At 64.2% G+C, this 18516-nt stretch carries 17 protein-coding genes; 13 read left to right on the plus strand and 4 right to left on the minus strand.

What is annotated here, in order from left to right; translation table 11 throughout:
- Nucleotides 1-47: 47 nt before the first annotated feature.
- Nucleotides 48-464 (plus strand): Mov34/MPN/PAD-1 family protein, encoded by a 417-nt coding sequence (locus L540_RS21475; RefSeq protein WP_082149545.1) that lies wholly within the window; start codon nucleotides 48-50, stop codon nucleotides 462-464.
- Nucleotides 465-516: 52 nt separating this feature from the next.
- On the opposite strand, the gene L540_RS04540 is transcribed toward L540_RS21475, so the two are convergent.
- A complete protein-coding gene (locus L540_RS04540; protein ID WP_043210735.1) occupies nucleotides 517-1524 on the minus strand; it encodes a CBASS cGAMP-activated phospholipase in 1008 nt (335 codons plus the stop codon).
- Nucleotides 1525-1553: 29 nt separating this feature from the next.
- Nucleotides 1554-2963: a CBASS cGAMP synthase gene (locus L540_RS21480; RefSeq protein ID WP_082149546.1), complete on the minus strand. Its 1410-nt coding sequence runs from the start codon at nucleotides 2961-2963 to the stop codon at nucleotides 1554-1556.
- A 430-nt stretch (nucleotides 2964-3393) separates the two neighbouring features.
- Between L540_RS21480 and L540_RS04550 the strand changes: the two genes are divergently transcribed.
- Nucleotides 3394-4311 (plus strand): DUF6216 family protein, encoded by a 918-nt coding sequence (locus tag L540_RS04550; RefSeq protein WP_131726027.1) that lies wholly within the window; start codon nucleotides 3394-3396, stop codon nucleotides 4309-4311.
- 307 nt (nucleotides 4312-4618) lie between these two features.
- The gene (locus L540_RS04555; protein WP_043210727.1) at nucleotides 4619-5254 is read left to right on the plus strand and encodes a TetR/AcrR family transcriptional regulator; all 636 of its coding nucleotides are present in this window, start codon (nucleotides 4619-4621) and stop codon (nucleotides 5252-5254) included.
- 23 nt (nucleotides 5255-5277) lie between these two features.
- Here L540_RS04555 and L540_RS04560 read toward each other — a convergent pair whose 3' ends face one another.
- A complete protein-coding gene (locus L540_RS04560; RefSeq protein ID WP_029577869.1) occupies nucleotides 5278-5562 on the minus strand; it encodes an acylphosphatase in 285 nt (94 codons plus the stop codon).
- 170 nt (nucleotides 5563-5732) lie between these two features.
- Between L540_RS04560 and L540_RS04565 the strand changes: the two genes are divergently transcribed.
- The 7 genes from L540_RS04565 to L540_RS04595 all read left to right on the plus strand — a co-directional run bounded on the left by L540_RS04565 (nucleotide 5733) and on the right by L540_RS04595 (nucleotide 13257).
- Nucleotides 5733-6896: an alpha-hydroxy acid oxidase gene (locus L540_RS04565; RefSeq protein ID WP_043210724.1), complete on the plus strand. Its 1164-nt coding sequence runs from the start codon at nucleotides 5733-5735 to the stop codon at nucleotides 6894-6896.
- Nucleotides 6897-6959: 63 nt separating this feature from the next.
- Entirely contained in the window at nucleotides 6960-7799 is an 840-nt protein-coding gene (locus tag L540_RS04570) for an AraC family transcriptional regulator (protein WP_043210723.1), read from the plus strand.
- Between the two features lie 83 nt (nucleotides 7800-7882).
- Nucleotides 7883-8791 (plus strand): LysR family transcriptional regulator, encoded by a 909-nt coding sequence (locus L540_RS04575; RefSeq protein ID WP_043210721.1) that lies wholly within the window; start codon nucleotides 7883-7885, stop codon nucleotides 8789-8791.
- 155 nt (nucleotides 8792-8946) lie between these two features.
- Entirely contained in the window at nucleotides 8947-9528 is a 582-nt protein-coding gene (locus tag L540_RS04580; protein ID WP_043210718.1) for a cysteine dioxygenase family protein, read from the plus strand.
- A gap of 77 nt (nucleotides 9529-9605) precedes the next feature.
- Nucleotides 9606-10820, plus strand: coding sequence for a CaiB/BaiF CoA transferase family protein (locus L540_RS04585; RefSeq protein ID WP_043210716.1), 1215 nt, complete (start codon nucleotides 9606-9608; stop codon nucleotides 10818-10820).
- Nucleotides 10817-12022 carry a 3-sulfinopropanoyl-CoA desulfinase gene (gene acdA, locus L540_RS04590; protein ID WP_043210714.1) on the plus strand — a complete coding sequence of 402 codons (1206 nt, stop codon included), beginning with the start codon at nucleotides 10817-10819 and terminating at the stop codon, nucleotides 12020-12022. Before L540_RS04585 ends, acdA begins: the two co-directional genes overlap by 4 nt.
- A 239-nt stretch (nucleotides 12023-12261) precedes the next feature.
- On the plus strand, nucleotides 12262-13257 hold the full coding sequence (locus L540_RS04595) for a Bug family tripartite tricarboxylate transporter substrate binding protein (RefSeq protein ID WP_048025884.1): 996 nt from the start codon (nucleotides 12262-12264) through the stop codon (nucleotides 13255-13257).
- Between the two features lie 11 nt (nucleotides 13258-13268).
- On the opposite strand, the gene L540_RS04600 is transcribed toward L540_RS04595, so the two are convergent.
- Nucleotides 13269-15530 (minus strand): molybdopterin-dependent oxidoreductase, encoded by a 2262-nt coding sequence (locus tag L540_RS04600; protein ID WP_043211141.1) that lies wholly within the window; start codon nucleotides 15528-15530, stop codon nucleotides 13269-13271.
- A 205-nt stretch (nucleotides 15531-15735) separates the two neighbouring features.
- Between L540_RS04600 and L540_RS04605 the strand changes: the two genes are divergently transcribed.
- Genes L540_RS04605 through L540_RS04615 form a run of 3 tightly spaced genes read left to right on the plus strand, consistent with a single transcriptional unit; the run spans nucleotide 15736 to nucleotide 18486 of the window.
- Nucleotides 15736-16545, plus strand: coding sequence for a CoA transferase subunit A (locus L540_RS04605; RefSeq protein WP_231584739.1), 810 nt, complete (start codon nucleotides 15736-15738; stop codon nucleotides 16543-16545).
- Nucleotides 16542-17300 (plus strand): CoA synthetase, encoded by a 759-nt coding sequence (locus L540_RS04610; protein ID WP_043210712.1) that lies wholly within the window; start codon nucleotides 16542-16544, stop codon nucleotides 17298-17300. Before L540_RS04605 ends, L540_RS04610 begins: the two co-directional genes overlap by 4 nt.
- Nucleotides 17290-18486, plus strand: coding sequence for a CaiB/BaiF CoA transferase family protein (locus L540_RS04615; protein WP_043210710.1), 1197 nt, complete (start codon nucleotides 17290-17292; stop codon nucleotides 18484-18486). Before L540_RS04610 ends, L540_RS04615 begins: the two co-directional genes overlap by 11 nt.
- Nucleotides 18487-18516: the final 30 nt, after the last annotated feature.

Here is an 18516-nt window from a genome sequence, read left to right on the forward strand (position 1 = left end):
GGTCTTCCGCGTCAGGTGACGTGCTTCTGCATTTTTCCGATATCGTTATGGCCACGTTTCGGGAGAATATCCAGACGGGCAGCCGACCGGAAGCTGGCGGTATTCTGCTAGGTACGGTCCATGACCATGGCATGCTAATCACACATGCAACGGTACCATCGCGGTTTGACCGACGACTACCAACATTCTTTTCCCGAAGCGCGCGTGGGCACCGCGCGGTAGCGCAACGGCTTTGGCGCGCTAGTGGCGGTACTACGCGCTATCTAGGCGACTGGCATACGCACCCCGAAGATCTCCCATCTCCTTCGGGAGTTGACTTGCGTGAATGGCGCAAACTTGCTCTCTCGCGGAACGACCTGCGGCCAGCGCTATCTGTGATTGTTGGACGGCTTGCAATGCACGTCGAGCTGATGCACTCCGATGGTGTCCGCGACAGGCTATCGCCAGTTGATTGTGGGGCTTAGTTGCATTTCAGCGGGTAGGTACGGCCACGGTTGCTGCATTTCTCTGACAGGCTCAGCTTTCGCGTACGAGCTTCATTTGGGGGCTGTGAGCAAGGTAAGGTTTTAGTCTCTCACCCAAGATGTCGGAGGTGGCTTTGGCTCCCAACGCTAACAGCGTCCTGCGCGCTGCTTCGGTTGCGACATCGAGGCCGAGGTCGGCCGTCTGCTCGTTCGAAGGTGGATGATCCAATCTTAGATAGCGAGTGCCAAGTTTGTGCTCCATGAGCTGCTCGACGAATTGCTGTTGAGACGAGATGGTGACATTGAAGAGTCGCATGTCATTCATCCACTGACCAATACCAAACTGGCGACCCGCACTGAATGCGACGGAGTAACTATTGGTGGTCGTGCCAATGCTCAGCATGCGTATTGATTCGCATGGAACCTCGAAATAGTGCTCTGCTTCATGCAATGCGAGCAGATCTGGCGCATTGGCGAATAGTCCGCCATCGGCATAGAGGCATCCACCGACTTCCGCGAGTTCGAAGAATGTCGGAGCCGCGGAAGTTGCAAGGGCGACATCGACGGCCTTGAATTTCCAGTCGCGAGTCCATTCCTTCTTGTGCCGACTTTTGAAGACTTGAGGGTGCCCTTCCGTCACGTTGACCGCAGGGATGCCCACTGCATGCGTTACGTCGTTTAGCGTTGCATCTTTATCAATGAGTTTAGTGATGACGTCACGCAACGCGGCTGCTCGGTACTGAGGAGCCTTAAAGCGTTTGGCTAAACTCTTTAACGCAGCGACCCTGCCCTTCTCTTTGGGGGGAAAGATCTCCTCGCCATAATCTACAAACGTCTGTACAACCTTGCTCATTGGCACCTCGAACGCTACGGCGAGCGCAATAATGCCGCCGATGCTAGTCCCATATGTCAGGTCGAAATGGCGCCCTATCGGCTCACCGATGTGATCCTCCATTTCTTGGAGTGCGCGTGCTGTGAACAAGCCGCGGTAGCCTCCGCCGGTCAACGCTAGAGCTTGAAAAGGTCTGTCAACGCTCCACACGATCGCTTCCTTACTCATTAGGTTAGCCTGCGGCTTGCCGCCTCAAATTAGCGTCGACGGCCTTTCCGCGTTCTTAGCTTTGTCCATTGCCGTTGTGCTGGGGCCAGGAGCTTCTTTGGGTCTGATGTGATGTGTACTGGCACCCGCCGCACTGCGAAGATGGTTCCGTTAAGTCGTACAACGCAATCCATATAGTGCTTACCTAGATAGGCTGTGGACTCACTTGTCGCCAGCATATTGATTCCTCGCTTGAAGTGCCCAAGATCGCCGGTGCGGTCTGCTTCATCTCCATCGTTACGCACGGTCCAGGAGATATCCGCGAAAGCTGGCAGTATGTGTTTGTTGGCTAGCTCAAAGACTAGCCACTTTTTGGCTGTGACACTTGGTACCTCGTTTAGATGCGTAGCTAACAGATTGCCATCTTTCCGGTCGAAGACCCGCACGACAATGTCTGGAACTTGCATAAGGGCTCGATCTGTCGCTGGCTCGACAACCTCTACCTCGTCGGCCTCAGGTAGCGGCATCAAAAACGAAAAAGCCCCTTCCCAGTGGAGGGCCGCTGCTGCTTCATCTTCAGCTGCATCGGCTGCCTGAGCTGCGTCATTTAAGACGGCCAAACGTGTAAGGAAAACTCCCCACGAGTCGTCAGGTATACGGTTCAAGTTCTCTTCGCGGTTGACCGGGTTGCAAACCAGAGGCTCGTGGACGAAGCGCTTGTAGAGCAGATCCACGACTACTATGAGCGCATCGTCATCGGCAATGTCCACGGGCTTGTCTCCCCACGTTTGAATGAACGCCTCAGTGATCGCCACTGTGAGAAGAATCGAACTTGGACGAGCCTTTGGCGCGTCGTCGAAGGCTACCGCCGACCAGCCTTTCATATATCGGACGAGACGGCGCAGAAGGTCACGGTTGTCGGAACCAACAGCATCCCGGAACCACTTGTAGAGGACTTTTGGATCACTCTTCTCCCATGCTCCGGAGAGGCATGCAAGGCGTCTTGTGTCGGTCGCGGGGTCGAGGTGATATGTAGGAGTGTCTATGTGGAACCGTTGTTTGTAGACTGCGCGCGAGCAACGCTCCTTCGGCGGATCGAGGACCTCGGTCAATTCCTCGACCCCCTTCTCGTATTCGATAAGCTCCTGTTGAACCCAACTGCGCAGCTGGTCTGCGGTCGGACTGAAGTCGCTCTGCGTTGGGTCCCAAGAGAAATAAATGCCGACATCAACGTCGTACTCTTCTCCCTTATGCACAGGTTTGATGAGCGTGCCGTACTTGTAGGACCCTTGCAGCCAGGTAGTGACGGGATAGCCCAAAGCCTCAAGACGCGGCTTGATACGATCGCGCAACGCGTTCCAGTGGCTTTGCAGAAATTGACGTTGCTCTGAAGTTGGCGTCACTCGCCCATGCAATGTCTGTTCGGCCTGGCCGTTGAAAAGTCGAGCTGCTTTTCCCATCTAGCCCTCCCGGCAATATATTTTCCTCGCGGTTCTCAAGAAGCCGACAATGAGTCTGCTTGAGCAGTATGCTGCCAGATAATTCTCGCACCAGCTAGGTTGGTCAGTCAGCTCCGCAGGGGAGGGTTCTGGTGCCGTCCCTCGGCATGCTCAGCTATTGGGCATAAATGAATTGGATCCCGTCTGGTTTTTCGAAACGATATCGAAAATTTCTCTTACTCAGATCAAATAACGGTGCGCGCATTTTCTAAGCGTTTTAATTAACTTGCTGGGACTCGGTTAGAGAAGACCATTAGGGCGGGGAGCGACTTCGAGAATGCGTGGCCTGCTTCCCGCTTGAAGTCCATGCAAGTCCTTGCTTTTTGCCGGAATGGGCTGTTGCGAAGGTGGTTAGCATCTGGGCTCTTGTCCCTCAGAGCAAGGAAGATAGATGCTTGAACTGTTTACCCCCCTTGTCCAGGCCCCCTGGATCGCACCTGTTCTTTGGGCAGGGCTTTTTTTACTGCTATGCCTTTGGATCCGGGCGCGCGCGGGATCCGGGCACTTTCTTTTGGACCGACTTTGGCGAATTGCAGCAGGTCGGCGCGAAGCCCAGGATTCAGTGCTGAAAAAAATCCAACAGGAAAGTCGCGACCTGGAGATCTTTAGGTTTTTCTATCGCATGCCCTTGCAATCCTTGGCTGACCTGCACAAGCTTGATAGCTGGGCGAAAGCCCACGACGTCGGGATGTTGAAGCTGAAAACTCTGTGGCGGTGGGTTGATGTGCGCAATTCGGCGGTCGTGCGCAGGCCGCACAAGATGTGGAAACTGGCTCTATTCTTCATATTCGTCGTGTTGGGGACCTTCTTTATGATCGCTGGTTCCTTGCTCGCTTCGCCCTACGGGTACTTTCACATGAAAGAGTCGAATGTCTGGTTCAAGACGGACGCGAAGACGGTGAGAAACATGACCCTATGGGGCGAAGACTGGGTTTTCGCTGCCGCGGAATGCGCTGCGGACAATCCGGTACTTATGGAGAAAACAGGCTTTCGGAAGTCGGAGCTGCTCGACCTATGCAGGGTGTTAGCAAGTGGCAGCATGAAAGATCAGGTGCACTCGCTCGTGAAGCAGCAGAGGTTGCTAGCTTTGCTCTTGATTCTCCCCACTCTTGTCGGGCTGGCTATTGTCATTCGCGCATCTTCAGGCGCGGCCGAGGCAGAAAAGCTCTGGAAGGAACTGAATTGCGAGCCTGCCGCACCCAAGGCGATTGAGCCGAGCGGGCCCCGGCTGTCAACTGCGGAGGCACGCCTCAAAATGTCCGCTCCTAGGGGCCCGTGTAGCCGTAAGGAGTGCGGAGAACAGGCATAGGAAAATCTAACGAAATGGTACGGTTCGATCTGGTACGACCTACCAGATGTTAGATGGCCTTAGGGCGACGGCACGTGACATCTAAATGCTGATGGGATCCTACAGAGCGCCACGGCTTGCCCGATGCACCAGGCCGCCCTCCGGGGCGGCCTTTTTTCATGGGCGGGCTGCCGGCGGCAAAAAGGCCGCCCAGGCCGGCGCGGCGCGGCCGAAAAAAAGCGCGCGCGGGCCTGCCCGGGATAGTGCGATTCCGGCCCGCGCTTGGCTACACTGGCGCGTGCCCCACCGCTTCCTGGAGAACGCCCGCATGAACACAGCTACGCCGACGGCCACGCGCGACGATGGTATGGGCAATATCGCCCTGCTCACGGCCGCCGCCGAGTGCTTCATGGAGCAGGGTTTCTACGCGACCAGCATCGATGACGTGGCCAAGCGGCTGGGGGCGACCAAGGGGCGTGTCTATCATTACTACCGCTCGAAGACGGATCTGTTCTTCGATGTGCACCGCGAGGGGATGCGGCGCAACTTCGAGGCGGTCAGGCCGGCCATGCAAGGCGGGACGAACGGGGCCGAACGCCTGGCCGCGATGTTTCACCGGCATGCGCTGACGATGATGGAGAACCTGGCTTTCGAGACCGTCGTCGTGCACGGCGTGCACATGCATCGCCAGGCGGCGATCACGCCGTCTCAGCGCCGCACGCTCGACGAGCTGATGGTCATACGCGATGAGTTCGAGGCCTTGTTCAAGGACGTGGCCGCCGAGGGCGCGCGCGATGGTTCGCTGCGCACCGACGATGCGTCGGTGGCGGTCAAGGCGGCGCTGGGCGCGATCAACTGGATGGCCATCTGGTACCGCCCCCGCGAGGGCGAGACCCGGCAGGACCGCGAAGGGCTGGCGCGCAAGATCGTCAGCGGCATCATGTCGGGTCTGGCCGCGCGCTAGGGCCCGCGCGGGGCCGGCCGCGCTCAGTGCTGGGCGAAGTGCTTGTAGCGCCGCTCGGTGTCGTCGCGGCGCGATTCGAGTTCGGTGACCACGGCCGCGGGCGGGCCGCGCCGCATCCATTCGAGCATCTGGTCGACCTGGTCGGGCGTGCCCTGCACCATGGCCTGGACCGTGCCGTCTTCCATGTTTTGCACCCAGCCGGTGGCGCCGACGAGATGCGCGCGCCGCACGGTGGCGTGACGGTAGCCCACGCCCTGGACCTTGCCGTGCACGACGACGAACACGGTTTCGATATGGGGGTCTTGCATCGGTGATTCCTGTAGAAGCGGTGTTGCGGCGCAGCATGGCCGCGCATCAAGCGGAATTATCGGGCTGGCGGCCCGGTATCGCCAAGCCGGCATCGTATACTTGCCCTCGCTCCCGGGATGGCCCCGGAGACGTCAGGCGGTGCGTCCAAGCCGCATTTTTCCTCGGATCCATGAGCCAGAATCTCTCCACGATGACCTGCATCGAAGATCTGCGTGTCGTTGCCAAACGCCGCGTGCCGCGCATGTTCTACGATTACGCCGACTCCGGCGCCTGGACCGAAGGAACCTACCGCGCCAACGAGAGCGAGTTCCAGAAGATCAAGCTGCGTCAGCGTGTGGCGGTGAACATGGACGGCCGCTCGCTGGCGACCACCATGGCGGGCATCGACGTCAAGATGCCGGTGGCGCTGGCGCCCACCGGCCTGACCGGCATGCAGCATGCCGACGGCGAGATCCTGGCCGCGCAGGCCGCGGCTGAGTTCGGCGTGCCCTTCACGCTGTCGACCATGAGCATCTGCTCCATCGAGGACGTCGCCCAGGCCACGCAAAAGCCCTTCTGGTTCCAGCTCTACGTCATGCGCGACCGCGAGTTCATCGGCAACCTGATCGACCGCGCCAAGGCCGCGGGCTGCTCCGCCCTGGTCCTGACGCTGGACCTGCAGATCATGGGCCAGCGCCACAAGGACATCAAGAACGGCCTGTCCGCGCCGCCCAAGCTGACGCTGGCCAATATGTTCAACCTGGCCTTCAAGCCGCGCTGGTGCCTGGGCATGCTGGGCACCAAGCGGCGCACCTTCGGCAATATCGTGGGCCATGCCAAGGGCGTGACGGACCTGGCCGCGCTGTCGTCGTGGACGGCCGAGCAATTCGATCCGCGCCTGAGCTGGGACGATGTGGCCTGGATCAAGGAGCGCTGGGGCGGCAAGCTCATCCTCAAGGGCATCCTGGATGTCGAGGACGCGCGCCGCGCCGCGGCCACGGGCGCCGACGCCATCATCGTCAGCAATCATGGCGGACGCCAGCTCGATGGCGCGGTGTCGACCATCGAAATCCTGCCGGCCATCGTCAGCGAAGTGGGCTCGCAGATCGAGGTCTGGCTCGACAGCGGCATCCGTTCGGGGCAGGACGTGCTCAAGGCCGCGGCGCTGGGCGCGCGCGGCACCATGATCGGGCGCGCCTTCCTGTATGGCCTGGGGGCCTATGGCAAGGCGGGCGTGACGCGCGCGCTGGAAATCATCTACAAAGAAGCGGACGTGACCATGGCGCTGTGCGGCCGCCGCAATATCTCGGAAATCGACCGCAGCATCCTGGTGCCGGGCACTTACCCCACCTGAACACGCGAAGACCGCAAAATCCGCAAACGCGGCGCGGCTAAGGTTGGGGTTCAGGAGCCGCGCATGAAACCCACGACCCGAGCCCAGTACGCCGCCCGCCTCGAACCCGTCCTGCAATGGCTGGCCCGCCATCCGCAGGCCAGCCCCGACCTGCACCAGCTGGCGGACCTGGCCTGCCTGTCGCCCTACCATTTCCATCGCGTCTATCGCGCCATGATGGGCGAGACGGTCAGCGACACCGCCCAGCGCATGCGCATGCAGCGCGCGGCCGTGGAGCTGACCCGAGGGCAGGATGATCTGACCCGGGTGGCCCGGCGGGCGGGCTATCAATCCCTGGCCTCGTTCAGCCGCGCCTTTGGCGCGAGCTACGGCGTCCCGCCGGGCCGGTATCGCGCGCAGCGCCTCCTGCAACGTTCATCCAAGGAGCCTGCCATGTATACCGTTCATATCCGTCCCTGCCCCGCGCTCACCCTGGCGGCCCTGGCCCACCAGGGCGATTACCAGCGCATCGGCGAGAGCTTCGACCGCCTGGCCATGCTGGCGGTCGGCCAGGGCCTGCTGGGCGAGGCGCCCGGGCCCTGGATCGGCGTCTATTACGATGATCCGCAGCAGGTGGCCGCCGAGCGGCTGCGCTCGCATGCGGGCGTGGCGCTGGCGGCCGGCCGCGGCGTGGCCGCGCCCCTGGAGACGCTGGCCATACCGGCCATGACGTGCGCCGTGCTGGAGTATGTCGGGCCGTATTCCGAGATCGACCATGCCTACAACTGGATGTTCTCGGCATGGCTGCCCGACAGCGGCAGGGAGCCGCATGATTTCCCGATGTTCGAAGAGTATGTGAACGACCCCAGGACCACGCCCGCGGCCGAGCTGCTTACGCGCATCCACCTGCCTTTGCGAGGCTAGCGTCACAGGGGAAACCTCAAGTCTGCGCGGCGGGGATTGAGCGTAGAATCAATCCAAAGCCAAATGGCATGAAAGGTCACTCAATGTCCCGCCGCAGCGCCAATTTGCCCACCCTGCGTCAACTGGAGCTTCTGCTGTCCCTGGTGTCGGCCGAGGGCATCGCGGGCGCGGGGGCGAAGATGGGGATGTCGCCGTCGGCGACCAGCCATGCGCTGCGGGCGCTGGAGACCGCGCTGGGCACCGAGCTGATCGACCGCAATACGCCCGGCGTGGCCCTGACCTACACGGCCGAGCAGGTCCTGCCCCATGTGCGCGATGTCTTCGCCTCGCTGCAGCTGATACAGGCCACCGCCCTGGCCGGCGCCGAACTGAAGTCGGGCTTTCTCAAGCTGGGTTCGTTTGGCGCCAGCGCCACCATCAAGGTGCTGCCGCCCCTGCTGGCGCGTTTCAAGGCGCGCTATCCCGGCATCGAGGTCCTGGTCACCGAAAAGCCGGATGAGCAGACCTCGCGCGATCTCATCGAGCGCCGCCTGGAGCTGGCCGTGGTCACCCTGCCCAAAAGCGAACTGGAGACCCAGACCCTGGCCGTCGATGAACTCGTGGCGGTGCTGCCGCAGGACCATCCGCTGGCCGCCCTGGAGACCGTGCATGTCGGGCAGTTGACCGGCGAGCCCTTCATCCTGACGCGCGCCGGTTCACAGGAGCTGGTCACACGCCTGTTCGCGCGGCATGACTTGAGTCCGCGCGTCGCTTATGAGGTCTTGCAGCTGATGTCCATCCTGGAGCTGGTCTCCAAGGGCAAGGGGATTTCGGTGCTGGCCAAACTGGCCCTGCCCGAGCATTATCCGGGCACGATCTTCCGGCCGCTTGCGCCGAGCACCACGCGCAGGATAGGCTTGGCCTGTCTGAACCAGCAGCGCCTGTCGCCGGCCGCCAAGGCCTTCTGGCTGGAAACGCGGCGGGCCACGGCGGGCAAGGCCTTGTCCGGCTAGGGACGCCATCGCTTGAACGCAATTTCAATTGGACTTGACCGCGCGGACGCCTAGACTCTAGGCCGCCGGCAGCCGCGGTGCAGGCAGGGCCTTTCCTTGTGCAATCCCAGGCCATCCCGCATCGATGGCCCGAGATCAACACAAGAGGAGACATCATGAAGAACCTGCCTGCGAAGTTCGTGGATTTCACGCGCCGATTCACTGCGCTGGTGGATGGCGCGGCGGGCAATGAGTCGCGCATCCTGGATGGCGGCACGGGCCTGGTGGCCGAGCTGGTCAAGGACGACGACTGGCTGCCCGAGGCCTACGCCCAGCCCCACCCCCAGTACTACCAGCAATACCTGCTTCACGCCGATCCCGAGGATCGCTTTTCGGTCGTCAGCTTTGTGTGGGGACCGGGCCAGAAGACGCCCATCCACAATCACACCGTCTGGGCCATCATCGGCGTGCTGCGCGGCGCCGAGCGCTCGGAGATGTTCACTCGCGCCGAGGACGGCCATTCCATGATCCCGGGCGAAGTCCAGATCCTGCAAACGCGCACGATCGAGACGCTGTCGCCGTCGACTGGCGACATCCATCGCGTGTCCAATGTGTACGAGGACCAGGTGTCCATCAGCATCCATGTGTACGGCGGCAATATCGGCAAGATCTCCCGCCATGTCTTCAACCAGGAGACCGGCGCGCCCAAGACCTTTGTGTCGGGCTACTCCAACGAAGCCGAGATCGCCGCCCGCTGACACTTGAGTTTATTTTCAATTGTGAGTGATGTTGTTGAACCCTAGACTGCACAGATACCGATTAAGGAGATCACATCGTGCAGGCGGTTCCACCCTCGGCATTGCAGGGCATCCGTGTTCTCGATCTGTCGCGCATTCTTGCCGGCCCCAGCGCCACCCAGCTGCTGGGGGATCTCGGCGCCGATGTCGTCAAGGTCGAAAAGCCCGATGAAGGCGACGACACGCGCAAATGGGGCCCGCCCTACATCAAGGACAAGGCGGGCATACCGACCGAAGAGAGCGCCTACTATCTGTGCGCCAACCGCAACAAGCGCTCCATCGCCATCGACATCGCCACCGCCGAGGGCCAGGCGCGCATCCATGAACTGCTGGGCCATGCCGATGTGCTGGTCGAGAACTACAAGGTGGGCGGCCTGGCCAAATACGGTCTGGCCTATGAGCAGCTGAAGGACCGCTATCCCGGCCTGGTCTATTGCTCCGTGACGGGCTTTGGCCAAACCGGCCCCTATGCCTCGCGCGCCGGCTATGACTTCCTGATACAGGGCATGGGCGGCATCATGAGCCTGACCGGCGAGGCCGAGGGCGGGCCCATGAAGGTCGGCGTGGGGATTGCCGATGTCATGACCGGCATGTACGCGGCGGTCGGCATCCTGGCGGCGCTGCGCCACCGGGACGCGACCGGCGCCGGCCAGCATATCGACATTTCGCTGCTGGACAGCCAGATCGCCTGGCTGGTCAACGCCGGCACCAACTATCTGGCCGCGGGCAAACTGCCCGCGCGCCTGGGCAACGGCCATCCCAATATCGTTCCCTACCAGGTCTTCGACACGGCCGATGCGCCGCTCATCCTGGCGGTGGGCAATGACGCGCAGTTTGCCCGTTTCTGCGAGGCGGCCGGCCTGTCCGGGTTGTGCCAGGACGCGCGCTACCGGACCAATGTGGCGCGCATCGCGCATCGCGCCGAGCTGTGCGATCGGGTGCAGCAGGCCCTGCTGGGGCGTCAGCGCGCGGACTGGCTGGCCGCGCTGGAAGCCGTGGGCGTGCCTTGCGGGCCTGTGAACAACCTGGAGGAGGTCTTCGAGGACCCGCATGTCAAGGCGCGCGGCGCACGGGTGGATCTGCCCTGCGCCTGGGCCCAGGAGGGCCATGTCAGCCTGCTGGCCAATCCCTTGAAGCTGTCGGCAACCCCCGTCGATTACCGCCGCCCGCCGCCGCGCCTGAACGAACACGAGCAGGAGATCCTGGCCGATTGGCTGGCCCGCCCCACACGCTTGACCATGGAGAGACAATGACACCGCTTAGCCAAGACCAGATCGCCCTGCAGCAGCGCGCCCGCGAGCTGGCGCAGACGGTATTCAGGCCGACCGCCGCCGAGACCGACCGCTCGGAGCAATACCCTGTGGACAATGTGCGCCGGCTGCGCGAGGCCGGTTTCATGGGGATGACCATCCCCAAGGCCTATGGCGGCCAGGGCCGCAGCTACCTGGACACCGTCATCGTCATCGAAGAGATGGCCAAGGCCTGCGCCACCATGGGCCGCATCACGGTCGAGGCCAATATGGGGGCCATCGGCGCCATCATGCAATATGGCTCGGAGGCGCAGAAGCAGCTGGCCGCGCAATGCGTGCTGGCCGGCGACAAGCCGGCGATCTGCATCTCCGAACCCCAGGCGGGCAGCGCGGCCAGCGAGATGAGCACGCGCGCGGTGCGCAAGGGCGATGACTACATCATCAATGGCGAGAAATACTGGATCACGGGCGGGGGCGTGTCGCGCCTGCACCTGATCTTCGCGCGCGTTGTCGATGAGGGCGTGGACCAGGGCATAGGCGCTTTCATCCACATCAAGGAGCCGGGCGCGCAGGGCGACGGCCTGACGGTCACCAAGCGCAGCTTCGCCATGGGCGTGCGCGGCATTCCCGAGACCTACATCAGCTTCGAGGATCTCAAGGTCAGCAAGTCGATGATGGTGGTCCCGCCCGAGGGCCTCAGGCGAGGCTTCGCCGGCCTGATGCAGGCCTATAACGCCCAGCGCGTGGGCGCGGGCACCGTGGCGCTGGGCATCGCGCAAGGCGCTTTCGAGGAGGCCGTGGAGTATGCCAAGTCGCGTCAGCAGTTCGGACGCGCCATCGCCGAGTTCCAGGGCCTGCAATGGATGATCGCCGACATGGCCATCCAGCTCAATGCGGCGCGCCACATGCTGCACTGCGCCGCGCAAAGCGGCACGCCCGCGACCTTTGGCTTCCCGGATCTTTCGCTGGCAGCCCAGGCCAAGATCTTCGCGGCGGAGACGGCCAACCGCGTCGCCAATGACGCGCTGCAGCTGCATGGCTCGTCCGGCTATGGGCGCGATCTTCCGATGGAGCGGCATGTGCGCGATGCGCGCATGTTCACCATCGCCGGCGGCACGGCGCAGATCCTGCGCACCCAGGTGGCGTCGTCCATCCTCCAGATGAAGCTGCCGCAGACACGCGACGGCTATCTCAAGAACCGCTGACCCCGGTTCGCCGGGCAGGGGCCGGGTGGTCCGCGAGCGCGGAAACCCGGCTTTTTCGCGTGCGCCGGGCGCGCAGGACTTGACCAAACATTCAATTGCGATTGAGCCCCGTGCTCATCAAGAATGGCGGCACAGACAAATTCTGCTTCCGGATGTTTCGCACAGGCCTGGCCCGGCGTCTTCGCGGGGCGGCACGGGGCGGAGAACGGGCGGCGGAGACACCAACAGGAGACATTGCAATGACTGTGCGCTTCGGTGGTAAACAGCGGCCCTTGGCGGCGCTGCTGATCGGCCTGACGGCCAGCCTGGCGGTTCCGCATCCGGCATCGGCCGACACCAGCTGGCCCACCAAGCCGGTCAAGCTGGTGATCCCCTTCTCCGCCGGCGGCGCTTCCGACGCGGCCGGCCGCATGCTGGCCAATGAGCTGACGCAGCGCCTGGGCCAAACCGTGATCGCCGAGAACATGCCCGGCGGCGGCACGGCCATCGCCGCGGCCAGCGTGGCGCGCGCCACGCCCGATGGCTACACGCTGCTGCTGGCGCCCACGGGCCAGCTCACCATCCTGCCCGCGGTCGAGAGCAAGCTGCAATACGACCCGGTCAAGAGCTTTCTGCCGGTGGCCCTGGTTGCCTCGTCGGCCTACATCGTGTCGGTCGCGGCGGGCTCCCAGATCCAGTCCTTTGGCGACTTGGTGGCCCAGGCCAAGAAGAAGCAGTTGAGCTATTCCTCCTGCGGGCCAGCCTCGGTGTGCAACGTCACCGGCGAATTGCTCAACACCCTGGCGGGCATCAATCTGATGCATATCCCCTTCCAGGGCAGTTCGCCGGCCATTTTGTCGGTGCTGGGCGGCCACGTCGATGTGGCGGTGGATACGGAAGCCGTGCAGGTGCCCCAGGTGCAGGCCGGCAAGCTGCGGCCGCTGGTCATCACGGCCGAGCGCCGCAGCCCCGTGCTGCCCAATGTGCCCACGGCCGCCGAGGTGGGGCTGCCCGATTTCACGTCGAGCTACTGGGTGGGGGTGGTGGTGCCGGCCGGCACGCCGCCGGCCATTGTGCAGAAGCTCAATGGCGCGATCAACGACTCGGTCAAGAGCGCCAAGATGCAGGCCTCGCTGGGCGAGATCGGCATGGTCCCCCTGGGCGGCAGCCCTGCCCACTTTTCCGATGTGGTGGCCTCCGACCTGAAAAAATGGACGGCCATCGTCGATCGCACCGGCATGAAGAACAAGAACTGAGCGCGGGCGGATCAGGGGCGGCCGGCGTAGCGCTCTATCGTCACCATGCAGGTGTGCGCCGAACATCCCTGGCCGAAGGCGGAGCTGCCTTTGTCCAGGGTCAGCGCATTGGGATTGCCCGCGAGTTCCAGCGGATAGGGAGATTCATCTTGCGGCTCATACCAGGCGCCGGTGGGCAGGATGGCCACTTGCGGCCGCACCAGGCTGTTGAGGTGGGCGCTGGCCAGGCACTGCCCCCGGCTGTTCCAGACGCGGACCACGTCGTGCTCGGCAATGCCCAGACGCCGCGCATCGTCGGGATGCAGCCAGATGCGTTCGCGTCCCTCATGCTTGGTCGCCATGCTGGCCGGCGCGTCGTCGAGCTGGCTGTGCAGCTTGCCGGCGGGCTGGCGCGACAGCAGGTGGAATTGCCGCGGGGTCGCTTCGCGGCTGCCCAGCCACTCGGCAGGCTCCAGCCAGCTTGGATGCGGCGGGCAATCCGCCAGGCGCAGTCCTTCCAGGGTCCGGCTGTACAGCAGGATGCGGCCGCTCTCGGTGCGCAGCGGATGGTCTTGCGGAGCCTGGCGGAAGGCTTCCAGATAGGTGTAGTGATCGCGCGTGGGCACGCGCGCATGGCCGCGCGCCCAGAACGCCTCGAAGGCCGGCATGGCGTGGTCAAAGCGTTGGGCGGCGTCGGCCCGCGTGGTCTCGTACAGCAGGCGTATCCAGTCCATCTCGCTGCGCCCTTCGCTGAACGCGGCCTCCACGCCCAGGCTGGCGGCCAGCTCGCGGCAGATGTCGTAGTCGCTGCGCGCCTGGCCCAGCGGCGCGATGGCCTGGTGCATGGCGATGATATGGTCGCTGCGGCGCGCGCCGGCCAGGTCATTGCGTTCGAGCGAGGTCGAGGCCGGCAGCACGATGTCGGCCCGCCGCGCCGTGGCTGTCCACATCGGCTCTTGCACGACGATGGTTTCGGGCCGCGACCAGGCCATGCGCAGACGGTTCAGGTCCTGGTGATGGTGAAAGGGATTGCCGCCGGCCCAATAGACCAGGCGCGTGTCGGGATAGCGCCGCGTCTGGCCTTCATAGCTGAAGCTGCCGCCGGGATTGAGCAGCATGTCGGCGATGCGGGCGCAGGGGATGAAATCGGCGTTGGGATTGCGGCCCAGCGGCAGGCTGGGCGACCTGGCCGCGGCCAGCGGCGCGCCCACGCCGCCCAGCGAGGCATAGCCGAAGCCCACGCCGCCGCCCGGCAGGCCGATCTGCCCGATGACGGCGGCCAGGCCGAGCGCCGACCAGAACACATGCTCGCCATGGTCGGCGCGCTGCAGGCTCCAGCTCACGGTGAGCATGCTGCGGCTGTCGACCAGGCGGCGCGCGAGCGCGCGCAGGCGCGCCGCATCGACCTGGGCAATGCCGGCGGCCCATTCGGCCGATTTGGGCTGGCCGTCGCCCTCGCCCCGCAGATACGCCAGGAAGGGTTCGCTGCCGCTGCAGCAGCGGGCCAGGAAATCGGCGTCATGGCGGCCGGCCCGCACGATCTCGCCGGCCAGGCCCAGCATCACGGCCGCGTCGGTGTTGGGCCGCAGCGGCCACCACTCGGCCGGCACCCAATCGGGCAGGTCGTCGCGCACCGGCGAGACAAGCACAAAGCGCACGCCGCGCGCGACCATGGCGCGCAAATGCGTCTCCAGCATATGGCGGGCGATGCCGCCGGCCTCGGATTGCGCGGTGCGCGGCGAGAGAGCGCCAAAGACGACCACGGTCTCGCTGTGCCGCGCGAGGGTGTCCAGGGTGCTGGCGCCGCCCGCGCAGGCCTCCTGGTCACCCAATACATGGCGCAGGATCACCGGCCCCGCCGCCGTGCTGTAGGTGTCCACATGGCCCGTATAGCCGCCGACCAGCGACAGCATGCGCTTGAGCTGCGAGGCCGCGTGATGAAAGCGGCCGCAGCTGGTCCAGCCATAGGAGCCGGCGAAGATCGATCCATTGCCATGCTCGGCGCTCACTCGCCGGATTTCGTCCGCCACCAGGCCGATGGCCTGGTCCCAAGGCAGCGCGACAAAGGGCTCGTCCGGACGGCGCGGCCCGGGGGCGCGGCGTTCCAGCCAGGACTTGCGCACCATGGGCTGCAGCACGCGGCGGGACGGGTCGGCCCAATGCCTGACGGATTGGATGATGGGCGAGGGAGCCGGATCGTGCTCGAAGGGCTCGATGGCCGCGATGCGGCCCGCTTCGACGACGAGGGTATAGGCGCCCCAGTGGCTGCAGTGGCTGAAACGTTGTGTGGCCAAGGCGAGGTCCGCGAAGAAGAATCGGGAGATCGGTCCAATGATAAAGACAGCGCGGTTCAAACCAAATTGATTCTTTTCTCACATGGCGCGCACCAATCGGAATTTCCGATGCTCAGGCTGAAAAAAATTTGGCCCGTTCGGATTCGTCGATGCCTATCATCGATGCTGGAGGCCCGCCTTCCGCATAAGAAAATATCTCGGAGACATGATGTTCAATCCGCTCATGAGCGTTGACGGCATCGCGGCGCAGATCGCCGACGGATGCCGCCTGGCCCTGCCCGTGGACTACGCCGGCGTGCCCATGGCATTGATGCGGCCGCTGTTGCGCCGCGCTCCGCGCGGGCTGGCCCTGGTGGGTGTGCCGACGGCCGGCCTGCCCTTTGACCTGCTGATCGGCGCGGGCCTGGTGCACAGCGTGGAGACCAGCGCGGTTACGCTGGGCGAAGCGGGCGGCGCGCCCTGTTTCATGCGCGCCATCTCGCGTGGCCAGATCGTCATGAAGGACAGCACCTGCCCGGCCATCCATGCCGGCCTGATGGCCGCCCAGAAGGGCGCGCCCTTCACCTCCATGCGCGGCCTGATCGGCACCGATGTCCTGCGTCACCGCAATGACTGGAAGGTGATCCAGAACCCATGTTCCGAGACGCCGGATCCCGTGGTGGTGATCCCCGCCCTGCATCCGGACGTAGCCGTCTTTCATGCGCCCATGGCGGATCGCGAGGGCAATGTCTGGATTGGCCGGCGGCGCGAGCTCGCGGCCATGGCCTATGCCAGCAAACGCACTTTCGTGACGGTGGAGCGAGTTGTCGAACAGCGCCTGCTCGACGACGAGAAGACCGCGGCCGGCGTGTTGCCCGCGCTCTATGTAAACGGCATCGCGCAAGCGGAGCGCGGCGCCTATCCCTATGGCCTCTGGGGCGAATACCCGACCGACATCGAGGCCCTGCAACGCTATGCGCGCATGGCGCGCAGCGAAGAAGGTTTCCGGCAATGGCTGGCCGAGGAGATGGCATGAGCGCGGCAACTTCACGTGAACGCCTGATCGTGACGATCGCCGGGCTGCTCGAGGGCGTGCGGCATGTCGCGGTCGGCGCGTCGTCCCCTATTCCCGCGGCGGCGGCCATGCTGTTGCGCGCACGCGCCCAGGCCAGGGGGGCCGAGCCGGTGCGCATCTCCATCCTGGGTTCGGTGGCGCATAACTTCTTCACCAATGGCTCGGCCGAGCTCTTCGACTGCGCCGGCCAGGGCCGTATCGACGCCTTTTTCCTGGGCGGCGGGCAGATAGACGGACAGGGCAATATCAATCTGGTCGGCACGCAGGGCTATCCGCAAAGCGCGGTGCGCTGGCCGGGCTCGTTCGGCTCGGCCTATCTGTACTTCGTGGTGCCGCGCGTCATTCTCTTTCGCGAAGAGCATTCGCCCCGCGTGCTTGTGGACAAGGTGGACTTCATCAGCGCGCCGGGCACCAGCGCGCCCGGGGTGTACCGCAAGGGCGGCCCCTATGCCCTGCTGACCAGCATGGCCCTGTTCATGTTCGAGCCCGGGCCTGGGCGCTTCCGGCTGGTCAACATCCATGCCGGCCATACGCTGGAGGCGGTCAGGCAGGCCACGGGCTTCACCTTCGAGGTTGACGCCAATCTGGCGCGGACACCCGAGCCCGACAGCGCGACCATGGCCCTGCTGCGGGGCCGCGTGCTTGAAGAACTCAAGGAAACCTATCCCGGGTTTGCCGCACAACTTTCCGAGGAGATTGACGCTCATGTGGAATGACAAGCCCGACGCCCGCGCCGGCGCCCTGGCCGGCCTCAGGGTCATCGACGCCAGCCGCGTCCTGGGCGGGCCTTTCTGCGGCCAGGTGCTGGCCGATCACGGCGCCGACGTCATCAAGATCGAGCCGCCGATGGGCGACGAGACGCGCGGCTGGGGTCCGCCGTTTGCCGGCGACGCCGCCAGCTATTTCATCGGCGTGAACCGCAACAAGCGCGACATCTCCATCGACATGACACAGCCCGCCGGCCAGGAGCTGCTCGCGCGCTTGCTGGCCGATGCCGATGTCTTCATCGAGAACTTCAAGATCGGCACGCTGGAGCGCTGGGGCATGGGCCAGGACAGCCTGCGTGAACGTTTTCCGCGCCTGGTGCATTGCCGCATCTCGGGTTTCGGCGCCGATGGCCCTTATGGCGCGCAGCCGGGCTATGACGCGGCCGTGCAGGCCATGAGCGGCCTGATGAGCGTCAATGGCGAGGCCGATGGCCAGCCGCTGCGCATGGGCGTGCCGGTCATCGATCTGGTCACCGGCCTGAACGCGGTGATCGGCATCCTGATGGCGCTGCAGGAGCGCGGTCGCAGCGGCCAGGGCCAGTTCGTCGAGTCCACGCTCTACGACAGCGGGGTGTCGCTGCTGCATCCGCAGCTGCCCAATTTCTACCTGAGCGAGAAAGTGCCGCAGCGCGTGGGCAACCGCCATCCCAATATCTGCCCTTACGATTCCTTCGAGACGCGCACCACGCCGCTCTTTCTGGCCGTGGGCAACAATCGCCAGTTCGCCACCCTGTGCAAGGTGCTGGGCCGCCCCGAGCTGGCCAGCGACGAGCGCTACGCCAGCAATGCATTGCGCAACAAGCATCGCGACGATTTGCGCGACACGCTGGTGGCCTTGCTCAAGGCGCACGACTGCATCGAGATCTCGCAGGCGCTGATCAATGCCGGCGTGCCCTGCGGCCCGGTGCGCACCATCGATCAGGTGGTGGCCGATCCGCATACGCATCATCGCGGCATGATCGTGGACATCGACGGTTATCGCGGCACGGGCAGTCCGGTGAAGCTGTCGCGCACGCCGGCTACGTATCGCCGTGCGCCGCCCGCCTTTGCCCAGCATACCGACGAAGTGCTGCGCGAACGGGGCATCGATCCGGACGACTACGCGGCCGTGCTGCCGCGCCAGCCCGCCGTCTGACGTCACGCCCATCGGGACCGTGCGCCGCCT

Source organism: Bordetella pseudohinzii (genome assembly GCF_000657795.2).
GTDB classification, from domain to species: Bacteria; Pseudomonadota; Gammaproteobacteria; order Burkholderiales; family Burkholderiaceae_B; genus Bordetella; species Bordetella pseudohinzii.